This window comes from Dehalococcoidales bacterium (assembly GCA_030698765.1).
Taxonomy (GTDB): Bacteria; Chloroflexota; Dehalococcoidia; order Dehalococcoidales; family UBA2162; genus JAUYMF01.
In genome coordinates this window covers 1-9538 of the sequence record JAUYMF010000125.1, presented here as the reverse complement: position 1 = coordinate 9538, position 9538 = coordinate 1, and the positions used below count along the sequence as shown (strand labels likewise).

Here is a 9538-nt window from a genome sequence, read left to right as displayed (position 1 = left end):
TCACGGATGAGCTTGAATAAAGAATCTTCCGCTCGCTTCTTTGTAGCGCTATCATGCTTAAGACTCTCTATTTCCTGCCAGTATTTATCAAAGGGCTCGCCCCTGATAGGGAAGGTGCAGTAGGCTACCGCCGGGCCTCTGTCCAGTTCCGGGGTCACCAGGTGCATCATCACTCCTGTTTGTCGCGCATCGTTCGCAATTAGCTGCCTGATTACCTCCTGCCAGGTGCCGGTCGGGCCGCCGGGCGCCGCCGGGTGCAGGTTAATTATGTCATACTTACGGCACAGTTCTTCACTGACGATCAGCATATAGCCGGCGAGGACACACAGGTCAGGTTTGAAGTCGGCCAGTCGCTTTATTACCTCCCGGTCATAGTCCAGTCTCCATCGGGGCAGGGCAGGGGTATGGGTGGGGGCGGTATCCCGACTGTTTTTGAACCGCTGATAGGAGAAACAGATCAGGGGAATCCGGTAGCCCTCCACCAGCTTGATGAATAAGTCGCTCTGCTCAGACTCGCCCGGCTTGCGACTGCAGAAAACAAAAGCTATCTCCGCCTCGATCTCGCCCCGTTCGATGCTGCTTATTACCGTGCTCAGCAGGTCCCTGGCTGCTTTATCTCTCCCTGTGGAAAACCAGCCAATCCGGTAGGGGTCAGTCAACTATATAGCTCCTCATCTGTCGGATTTACGGGGCGTTTTTCAGAACACCCTTTTTAATTTTGCCCAGGTGGTATTCAAGTGCACCAGAGGGTTTGAACGGTGCTGGAAAATCCGGCCATTACTGAGAGCCTCAAGGAATTCATCCTTGCCGTTGAAGGCGGGCATTTCGACATAGGTACTGCCGATTTCGCCAATGCTGTGGGCGTCACTACCGGCCGTGCCGGGGATGCCGTACTTCCGGGCGAAAGCCCGGGGCTTAACCGCCGACCGTAAGAACGGGTTCCTGGCGTTGAACACTTCGATAGCATCAACCTGCCCGGCCAGTTCGGCCAGCTGCTTTTTCTGGAGCCTGAGGCCGCGGAGCGGGTCAAAGGGGTGGGGCAGGCACACCAGGGCGTCCTGGGCCTTGATGCGGGATATCGCTTCTTCGATGGATATGCCGCTGGGGATACCCTCCTTCAGGAACATCCCCATTATCTCCCCGTGCGGGGTCAGGATTTCCTCGGCGATGATGACCGGGAAGGGGGCCATGCCCTGCAATTCCAGTGCGCCTTCGACGGTGCCGTGGTCGGCGATGGCGATGCAGTTGATGCCAGTCTCCAGGCAGCGGCTGACAATATCCTCGAGGGGCGTATTGCAGTCCATGGAGTAGCTGGTGTGAATATGGAAATCAGCCTTCAGCATTTTTCAAACTCTCCGGGCAGATTGCGATGAGTATCAATTTTGAGTAACGTTCCCAAAGTAGCCATCGCCAGTTCAAGAGGCTCTCTCCAGGTAGCTACCGTCTCGGGTATCGACTTTGACCTTATCCCCATTGCTGACAAACATCGGCACCTGGATAACAAGGCCGGTCTCCAGTGTGGCCGGTTTGGTGCCACCGGTAGCCGTGTCCCCTTTGAAATCAGGGCCTGTATCGGTTATTTGGAGTTCAACGGTAATCGGCATCTCCACGCCCACCAGTTCTCCCTGGTAGTTGGATAGCTGCAGGGACATTCCTTCTTTGAGGTAATTGACGGCATCACCCAGTTGACTGGCATTAATCGGTGTCTGTTCGAAGGTCTCCTCATCCATAAAATAGTACAGGTCTCCGTCGTTATAGAGATACTGTACGTTCTTGAACTCCAGCCGGACGCGGGGGAATTTCTGGTCTGACTGGAAGGTCTGTTCAGTAGTGTGCCCTGCCCGGATATCACGCAGTTTCACCCGCGCCAGCGCCGTTCTCTTCATTTTGACGTGCTGGTAATCAGTAACCTGGTATAGTTTACCATCCAGTTCGATGATAACGCCTTTTCGTAGTTCACTGCCGCTAATCATGTCTGCATCTTCCTCGCTTTAGAAATTAGGCTAACGGTGTCTTTGCCCATCACCGCTAAGTCTTCGATTCTGACTCCTCCCCAACCGGCAAGATAGATGCCGGGTTCAATGCTGAATACCATCCCGGTAGTCAATGTTTCCGTCGAGCTCGGCCCCAGGCGCGGCGGTTCATGGGGAGCCAGCCCGATGCCGTGGCCCAGGGAGTGACCGAAGGCCTCGCCGTACCCCGCCCGTTCGATGACGGCTCTGGCAAAACCATCCGCTGTCCCCCCATCCATGCCCTGCCTGATGTTAGCAATGGCGGTTAGCTGCGCTTCAAGGACAGTGCCGTACACCTTCTTGAAGGTATTATCCGCCGTGCCCGGGCAGATGGTACGGCTGAGGTCGCTGGAGTAACCGCCGACCCTGGCGCCCATATCTATTACCACCGGCTCACCGGCGCTAATCCGGCGCGGGGAGGGCCTGGCGTGGGGCAGGGCGGCATTCGGGCCGGAAGCAACGATAATATCGAAGGGCATGCCCTGGCTGCCGTTCTCACGCTGAAACTTTTCTATCTCCCAGGCCACCTCTTCTTCGGTCATGCCGGGATGGATTGTCTCCTCAATATATTCAAAAGCCCGGTCAGTTATCTCGACGGCACGGGTGATAAGCTCGATTTCTGCCGGCTCTTTTATCATCCGCAGGGACTCGACTACTCCGTTCACCGGGACAAGTTGAATATGGGGCTTACTTGTTTCCAGTATATCAGATAACTGCCGGTACAGGCTAAAGGTAATATGTCCGGATTCGAAACCCAGTCTCTTCAGGTTTAGCTCTGATATCAAACGCGGAAACCACTCCGTTATATTGCCGGTTATCTGAAAAAGCTGATAGTCAGGCGCCTGTATTTTGACCTGTTCCAGGTATCGGAAGTCGGTAGCTAAAACGGTATCCCGCGCCGTAATCAGCAGGTAACCGGCCGAGCCGTCAAAACCGGAAAGGTAGTACCGGTTCTCCGGTTGTGATACCAGAATGGCGTCAAGGTCTTTCTCTACCAGGCTCTGGCGCAGCCTGACCAGCCGGTTATCTATCTTCAGTTTCATCTTTTTCCACCTCTCGCGCCATCGGGTGGGCTGACAGGTATACCTTTTTCGCCTGGCTCTTGCTGACATGGGTATAAATCTGGGTGGATGACAGGCTGGCGTGTCCCAGCAGCTCCTGGACGACCCTTAAATCAGCCCCGCCATCAAGCAGGTGCGTGGCAAAGGTATGGCGCAGCATATGGGGGTGTACCCTTTTTTCGATACCGGCGATACCGGCGTATTCTTCCAGCATCATCTGCACGCTCCGTTCCGTCAGGCGCTCACCATAGCGGTTGAGGAACAGGGCGCTGGTGCTTTTTGGGGTCTTTTTCCCGGCGAGAAGCTTTAATCTACCCTCTTTGAGATAAGTGGTCAGCGCTCTTGCCGCCGGCTCGCCCATGAGCACTATTCTTTCCTTGGAACCTTTTCCCCGTACTCGGATTTCACGGGTATCAAAATTGACCTGTGACAGGTCAAGGTTGACCAGTTCACTCACTCTCAGGCCGGAGGCATAAAGCAGTTCCAGCAGGGCGCGGTTACGCTGACCGTGGGGCGTCACGGTAGCAGGGATTTCCAGGAGCCGGTTTATCTCGTCGCTGGTCAGGAAATCAGGTAAACGCTTGTCCAGTTTGGGTGAAGAAGCCCTTTCCATCGGGTTTGATGATAGTATTTCTTCCCGCAGCAGGTAGCGGTAGAAAGAGCGCACCGCCGACAGCTTGCGGGCGATGCTGGCTTTGACCACCCCCTGCTCCATCAGCCAGGAGATGTAGTCTCGCAGGGTATGGATATCCACATCCTGTAGCGACTCAATCCTCTTTAATGTGAGGAACTGAAAAAAGCCCTTCTCCACCCCCCGCGAGTAGTTGCCCACCAGGTCAGTGGCGTAGTTGCGCACCGTGTAAGGAGAAGCATTCTTCTCTGCCTCAAGATAGTTTATATATCTATCAAAGACTTCCTGCATGGACTAGTCCTTATCCAGCTTGCCTTTATAGTCGCACTTGACGCACTTCACCTGCTTGCCCCGGTACTCGGTGAGCAGGCTGCCGCATTTGGGGCAGGGCTGGGGGAGGGGCTTATAGTTGGTGGCGAAAGTGCATTCCGGATAGTTGCTGCACCCGTAGAAGGTGCGCTTCTTCTTGTTTTTCTTCTCGACGATGTCACTGCCACACTCGGGGCATTTGGCGCCGGTCTTAATCTGGAAGGACCGGGTATATTTGTGTTCAGGGTAGAGGCTGCAGGCGAGGAATTTACCGAAACGCCCCATTTTGATTACCATCGGATGTCCCTCAGGGCAAGTCTCATCGGTTTCTTCGTCGGCGAGCTTCACTCTTTCCATGAGACGTGTGGCCTTATCGAGGTTCTCCTCGAAGGGGGTATAAAAATTCCGGACGACGCCCACCCACTCCCTTTTCTCACTGGCGATTTCATCCAGTTCGTCTTCCATGAGGGCGGTAAACTTGGTATCGACAATATCAGGGAAATACTGGCTGACCAGGTCATTGACCACAATACCCAGCTCTGTCGGCCGCAGGCTCCCGCCGGTCTTGCTGACATACTCACGGTCCTGAATGGTGGACAGAATAGGGGCATAGGTGCTGGGCCGCCCGATGCCGTATTGCTCCAGTGTCCTGATGAGGGTGGCTTCGGTATAACGGGGTGGAGGTTGGGTGAAGTGCTGCTCCGGGGAGAGTCCCAGCAGCCTGAGTTGGTCGTCTTTTTCCAGGCGCGGCAGTATGGTCTGTTTCTCATTTTCAGGCTGGTCTTTACCCTCGGAATAGAGCGTGGTAAAGCCGGGAAAACGGATGATGGAACTGGAAGTCCGCAAAAGGTAGTCAGTCCCTGTTGCCGGGGAGGCAGCTTCAATGTCAACAGTGGTGCTGTCCAGTATCGCCGCGGCCATCTGGCTGGCGACCATTCGCTTCCAGATGAGTTCGTAGAGTCGGAACTGGTTGGCGTTCAGGTGGTTTTTGATTGAGGAAGGCTCTCGCCGTATTTGGGTAGGGCGAATCGCCTCGTGGGCTTCCTGTGCCCCTTTGACAACCCTGGTGAAAGAGCGGGCGTGGGGTGGGACATATTCGGCGCCATACTTCTTGTCGATAAATTCTCTGGCTTCAACCACGGCGGAGCGGGCGACACGGGTGGAATCAGTACGCATATAGGTAATCAATCCTACGCTGCCCTCTTTGCCCAATGGTAAGCCCTCATAAAGCTGCTGGGCGATAGCCATTGTCTGCCCGGCACTGAAACGGAACCGACGCCAGGCTTCCTGCTGCAGGGTGCTGGTGATAAACGGCGCCGCCGGCTGGCGGGTTATCTTCTTTGTTTGTACCTTAATAACGCTGTAGCTGGCTTTTTCCAGGTCGTCTTTGATGGAGACGGCTTCTGCCTGACTGTGAATCTCCAGCTTGCCGCCGCCGGTCAGGCCAATTAGCAGGGCGCGGAAGGCTGGCTCATCAGCTTTGGCTGTTTTCCGGGTAAGCTCAGCTTCAATGCTCCAGTATTCTATCGGGATAAACTTTTCAATCTCGCGTTCCCGGTCAACGATGATTTTCAGCGTCACTGATTGCACCCTGCCTGCCGATAGACCTCTCCGGACCTTACGCCAGAGCAGCGGGCTGATTTTATAACCGACCAGCCGGTCCAGAACGCGCCGCGCCTGTTGGGCGTTGACCAGGTGCATGTCCACGGCGCGCGGGTGTTGAAAGGCCTGTTTGACCGCCTCCTCCGTTATCTCGTGAAAGACGACGCGCCGGAACGGTGTTTTGTTTGTCTTCATCACCGTGGCCAGGTGCCAGGAAATGGCTTCTCCCTCACGGTCCGGGTCAGTAGCCAGATAGATTGTAGAGGCATCCCGTGCGGCTTCTTTCAGCTCCCGGGCAATTTTGCTCTTCACCCTGGGGACGACATACTTGGGCATGAAGCTGTTCTCAATATCCACACCCAGCTGGCTTTTCGGCAGGTCCCTGACATGACCCAGAGAAGCCTTGAGGGTGTAGTCGCTACCCAGTATCCTGGCCAGTGTTCTGGCTTTGGCCGGCGATTCCACGATAACCAGGTTGTTCTTCTTTGTCATTGTTATTCTACTTTTACCCTGTATTGCTCTCTGGCTTCTTTAGCCAGGGCATAGTTCATTGCGCCCATTTGCTTTACCATGCCTTTAAGCTCCATCATCGCCAGGGTGCTGCTGACGGTAGCTACCGGCAGGCCGCTGGAGCGGCAGACCTCATCAATATGGGTAGGCTCGGCGTTCAGCTGTTTCAGTAACAAGGATTCAGCGTCAGACGCGGGAATAATTTCCTTCATCGCTATCTGATGCGCTACCGCGGTCAGATTAAGCTCCTCCAGGATATCCGAATAGTCGCGCACCAGTTTGGCCCCTTCCTGTATGATGTGGTTGGCGCCACGGCTGGCGGGTGAGAGGATACTGCCTGGAATGGCAAAGACCTCCCTGTTTTGTTCCAGAGCCATGTGGGCGGTAATTATTGCCCCGCTGCTCTCTCCGGCTTCAGTAACCAGGGTGCCGAGGCTGATCCCGCTGAGGATACGGTTACGCCGGGGGAAGTTCTCCGCTCTGGGCCTTGTACCCAAAGGGTATTCGCTGATTAAAGCCCCTTGCTGCATGATACGGCGCGCCAGATCGGCGTTTTCGGGGGGGTAAACGCTGTCCAGTCCACAGGCAAAGACGGCGATGCTCCTGCCCCCGGCTTCGAGGGCAGCGCGGTGGGCTACCGAATCAATCCCTTTGGCCAGACCGCTGGCGATAGTGATTTTATTCCGTGCCAGGTCAGTCACCATTTCCTCGGTCACCTGCCGGCCGTAGACCGTAGCCCGGCGGGTACCCACCACCGCCAGGCACCACTCATCCTCGGGGAGTAAAGCGCCCCTCACGTAGAGTACCGGCGGATAGTCATAGATTTCCTTGAGCCGGGAGGGGTAGTCCGCGTCATGGCAGCCGAGCACCTTAACTCCGTAGCGCTCCAGCTTTTCCATCTCCGCTTCCAGGGAAATTTTGGGTCGCCAGGAGCTGATAGCACGCACTGAGCCACTGTCCAGTCCAGCCTGCTTTAACCCGGCCGGGGTCGCCTTCCAGGCATCCTCAAGACTGGGGAAATAGTTCTCAAGCTGGGTCAGTCTGACCCGGCCGATACCCGGCACCAGACTGAACCCTACCCGGTATTTAAGTTCCTTATTGGTCACTTCCACGCTAGTGCCATTCTAGCATAGCGGTAAATTGAAGACAATGAAGTTTTTGTAATCCTATCCTCCTTTTCGGAGAGCCTCAAGAATAGAGAAAGAGGCGAAGCCCCCTCTTAGACGCCCTTCTATAACCTGTCAATTATCGGGGGAATGATGAAGGAGCATTAGCTCCTTCATAAATACGGTTTCTCCTGGCTGCCTGCCAGCCGTAGCCCTGGCGTAAATTGGCGGAGAGGGTGGGATTCGAACCCACGGTAACCTTGCGGCTACTCACGCTCTCCAGGCGTGCCTGATAGGCCACTCCAGCACCTCTCCGCGTTTACCCGGCTCAAATATCCCCGGGCTTCCGGTACTAGTTGCTAGAATATAAACATACCATATGTTTCATCCGTCTTGCCAGCCGTAGCCCTGGCGTAAATTGGCGGAGAGGGTGGGATTCGTTTAGTCCGAGCGAAGTCGAGGAAAACCCACAATCAATCTCTCCTTTTTAGTTTTAGACCATCTTTTAATCTGTTCCTCTCGGCGCCTCGCCTCAGAGACATTACCATATCTTTCGCAATAAACCAAAGTCACAGGCCTACGAACGGAAGTATATTTAGCTCCGGTTCCTTTATTATGTTCTCTAAGGCGATCTTCTAAGTTAACTGTAATGCCGGAATACAGGGAGTCATCTCGGCACCTGACGATATAGAAAAACCATTCTTGGTCTGTTATTGCCCTTCGACTCATTTCATTCCTTCGGCAGACTCAGGATAAATCGCTCAGGGCGAACGGAGAGGGTGGGATTCGAACCCACGCTCCGGTATAACCGGAGACCGCTTTTCGAGAGCGGCACCATCAACCACTCGGACACCTCTCCTAGCTACGAATTTAGGAATTTTTAATTTACAAAATACCAAAATGCTAATGAAATGCTAACGGATTTGATTTTGAACCTCAGTTCGGGGCAACACCATTTTATCAAAACCATTAGCGGCGGCCTCTTGTAATCCAGGCAAAACGCTTGAATAAATATCCATCGTTATCGCAATTGTAGCATGACCGAGCCGCTCTTGCACTATCTTTGGATTTACGCCTTGCTTCAGCATTATCGAGGCGTGAGAGTGCCTGGCAGAGTGCAGGGGTATAGGTTTAAGCCCCGCACGTTCAGCTAGAATAGCCCAAGCTCTAGTAACCGTGTTCGGACGTAAGGGCTTGCCCTCGATGTCAGAGAACACCAAGTCACTATCCCTTTGTTGTACTTCCAGTTGTGCCTTTAACGCCCCTTGTTTTTCCTTATGCTCTTTTAGCGTAAGGATTGCTGCGGGTGATAATGCGATAGTCCGGCGGCTCTTGGCTGACTTTGGTTGTGTGAATACATAGGAGCCGTCTTTCAATTGGTGAAGTCCTCGACTGACGGATACTTGACTGAGTAAGAAATCTATATCCTGAAAGCGAAGTGCTAACATTTCAGACCGGCGCATACCGGTAAATAAAGCGGTATAGAATAAGGCGTAATATGGACTATCTATTGAGACCTCTAAGAAATGGGCAATCTCCATGCCGTCCCAAGTCTCCATATCGGTATGCTCCGCCTTCGGTGCCTTTACAGCATCGGCTACATTACGTGAGACTATTCCATATTCAAGGGCTGTCTGCAAAGCCTTGTGAATTACTACATGAAAGTACCTTACGGTGAGAGGGCTAAGTCCCTTGTTTAGTTCGGTGGTGTAAAATCTTTGAAGTTGCTCCGGCCTTAATTGCGTTAGGGGTATATTGCCAAGAGCGGGGATAAGATGCACATGAGCGATGCTATCATACCGCTCAAAACCACGTGGGGATAAATTGCCTTTATAGTCAAGTAACCATTGGTTAAGGAAATCTCCTAGTGTCTGTTTACCTGGTGCGACATAAGTTCCTTTATTCACCTTGCTCATTATCTCGGTTAGTACAGGCTGAGCTTCTTTTTTCGACCTGGCTCCGGTGGCAATCCACTTTTGTTTCCACTTGCCACTATCATCTTTTGTCGAAAGTACCACGCTCCAGACTTTACCCCTTTGAACTAATGCGCCTCTCATTTTTTGCCTCCCTTTTTCCCTTTGTATTTCGCTATCGCTTTCTCTATTTCAGGTGTTATCTCAATAGGTTTTTCTATCTTTTCCCTAATCTCTGGTGATACTTCTTGCCCTATCATTTCTTCGTATAACGCCAAATCTGACCAAGAACGGCCTGGGGAATAAGGCAAGCCGGTCATTTCGGCAAAACGTTCATCATCACTATATTGCAGAGCTATGATTGAGAGCCAACGTGCTATTTCTTCATTATCCA

10 protein-coding genes and 2 tRNA genes are annotated in these 9538 nt (G+C 53.3%); all 12 read right to left on the bottom strand.

All coding sequences use genetic code 11. The features are described from left to right. On the bottom strand, positions 1–659 hold a 659-nt coding region (locus tag Q8Q07_06235), incomplete at its 3' end, for a formyltransferase family protein (GenBank protein ID MDP3879883.1). A gap of 39 nt (positions 660–698) precedes the next feature. Beyond that, entirely contained in the window at positions 699–1343 is a 645-nt protein-coding gene (locus Q8Q07_06230; GenBank protein MDP3879882.1) for a PHP domain-containing protein, read from the bottom strand. A gap of 72 nt (positions 1344–1415) precedes the next feature. Further along, positions 1416–1973, bottom strand: a complete 558-nt coding sequence (efp, locus tag Q8Q07_06225) for an elongation factor P (protein ID MDP3879881.1) — start codon at positions 1971–1973, stop codon at positions 1416–1418. Then, positions 1970–3055 (bottom strand): aminopeptidase P family protein, encoded by a 1086-nt coding sequence (locus Q8Q07_06220; protein MDP3879880.1) that lies wholly within the window; start codon positions 3053–3055, stop codon positions 1970–1972. The genes efp and Q8Q07_06220 overlap by 4 nt, the downstream gene beginning before the upstream one ends. Continuing rightward, positions 3036–3995 (bottom strand): tyrosine recombinase XerC, encoded by a 960-nt coding sequence (xerC, locus tag Q8Q07_06215; protein MDP3879879.1) that lies wholly within the window; start codon positions 3993–3995, stop codon positions 3036–3038. Before xerC ends, Q8Q07_06220 begins: the two co-directional genes overlap by 20 nt. Before the next feature lie 3 nt (positions 3996–3998). Continuing rightward, positions 3999–6107 (bottom strand): type I DNA topoisomerase, encoded by a 2109-nt coding sequence (topA, locus tag Q8Q07_06210; protein ID MDP3879878.1) that lies wholly within the window; start codon positions 6105–6107, stop codon positions 3999–4001. A gap of 2 nt (positions 6108–6109) precedes the next feature. Continuing rightward, positions 6110–7237 carry a DNA-processing protein DprA gene (gene dprA, locus Q8Q07_06205; GenBank protein MDP3879877.1) on the bottom strand — a complete coding sequence of 376 codons (1128 nt, stop codon included), beginning with the start codon at positions 7235–7237 and terminating at the stop codon, positions 6110–6112. A gap of 219 nt (positions 7238–7456) precedes the next feature. Further along, positions 7457–7546 (bottom strand) — tRNA-Ser (locus tag Q8Q07_06200). A gap of 126 nt (positions 7547–7672) precedes the next feature. Continuing rightward, the gene (locus Q8Q07_06195; protein MDP3879876.1) at positions 7673–7960 is read right to left on the bottom strand and encodes a GIY-YIG nuclease family protein; all 288 of its coding nucleotides are present in this window, start codon (positions 7958–7960) and stop codon (positions 7673–7675) included. A 42-nt stretch (positions 7961–8002) separates the two neighbouring features. Continuing rightward, a tRNA-Ser gene (locus tag Q8Q07_06190) sits at positions 8003–8090 on the bottom strand. A 55-nt stretch (positions 8091–8145) separates the two neighbouring features. Next, positions 8146–9288 carry a tyrosine-type recombinase/integrase gene (locus tag Q8Q07_06185; protein MDP3879875.1) on the bottom strand — a complete coding sequence of 381 codons (1143 nt, stop codon included), beginning with the start codon at positions 9286–9288 and terminating at the stop codon, positions 8146–8148. Next, a partial coding sequence (locus Q8Q07_06180; GenBank protein MDP3879874.1) for a hypothetical protein occupies positions 9285–9538 on the bottom strand: 254 nt, incomplete at its 5' end. The genes Q8Q07_06185 and Q8Q07_06180, both read right to left, overlap by 4 nt.

Coding starts and splice junctions, on each gene's coding strand:
- Q8Q07_06230 (MDP3879882.1), bottom strand. CDS start 1,343: ATGCTGAAGGCTGATTTCCATATTCACACCAGCTACTCCATGGACTGC.
- efp (MDP3879881.1), bottom strand. CDS start 1,973: ATGATTAGCGGCAGTGAACTACGAAAAGGCGTTATCATCGAACTGGAT.
- Q8Q07_06220 (MDP3879880.1), bottom strand. CDS start 3,055: ATGAAACTGAAGATAGATAACCGGCTGGTCAGGCTGCGCCAGAGCCTG.
- xerC (MDP3879879.1), bottom strand. CDS start 3,995: ATGCAGGAAGTCTTTGATAGATATATAAACTATCTTGAGGCAGAGAAG.
- topA (MDP3879878.1), bottom strand. CDS start 6,107: ATGACAAAGAAGAACAACCTGGTTATCGTGGAATCGCCGGCCAAAGCC.
- Q8Q07_06195 (MDP3879876.1), bottom strand. CDS start 7,960: ATGAGTCGAAGGGCAATAACAGACCAAGAATGGTTTTTCTATATCGTC.
- Q8Q07_06185 (MDP3879875.1), bottom strand. CDS start 9,288: ATGAGAGGCGCATTAGTTCAAAGGGGTAAAGTCTGGAGCGTGGTACTT.